Raw genomic sequence first — 508 nt, forward strand, 5'->3', positions numbered from 1 at the left:
TCGCATCCCGACTTCGCGATGCCCGAGGCCGGCCCCGGAGGATTCCCATGCGATTGACCGTCAACCAGCAGCGCGTGCTGGCCGCCCTCAGGCAGGCGGCCGGCCCGCTCAGCGCCTACGCGCTGCTGGCGCGGCTGCGCGAGCAGGGTTTCAGCGCGCCGGCCCAGGTCTACCGGGCGCTGGAGCGGCTCACCGCGCAAGGCCTGGTGCACCGGCTCGAATCGCTGAACGCCTACCTGGCCTGCCGGCAGACGGCCGCCTGCGGGCCCGGCCTGCTCGCCTTCGCGATCTGCGACGAATGCGGGCAGGTCGACGAATTCGTCGACCCGGAAGTCGGCCGCTGCCTGGGGCACTGGATGCGCGAGGGCGGCGCCGAGCTGTCGCGCACCGACGAGAAGCTGGTGGAGATGAGCAACGGCTGCATCTGCTGCACGCTGCGCGAGGACCTGCTGGAGGATGTCGACCGGCTGGCGCGCGAAGGCCGCTTCGACCAGATCGTGATCGAGTC

Annotated in this window: 1 protein-coding gene; it reads left to right on the forward strand. The window is 71.5% G+C overall.

Annotated elements, in window-relative coordinates:
* Window positions 1-47 precede the first annotated feature (47 nt).
* Window positions 48-508: GTP-binding protein (locus HWX25_RS33850; RefSeq protein WP_279610159.1), on the forward strand; the 461-nt coding region annotated here is incomplete at its 3' end.

It is taken from the genome of Burkholderia sp. BCC1640, from assembly GCF_902833125.1.
Classification (GTDB): domain Bacteria; phylum Pseudomonadota; class Gammaproteobacteria; order Burkholderiales; family Burkholderiaceae; genus Burkholderia; species Burkholderia diffusa.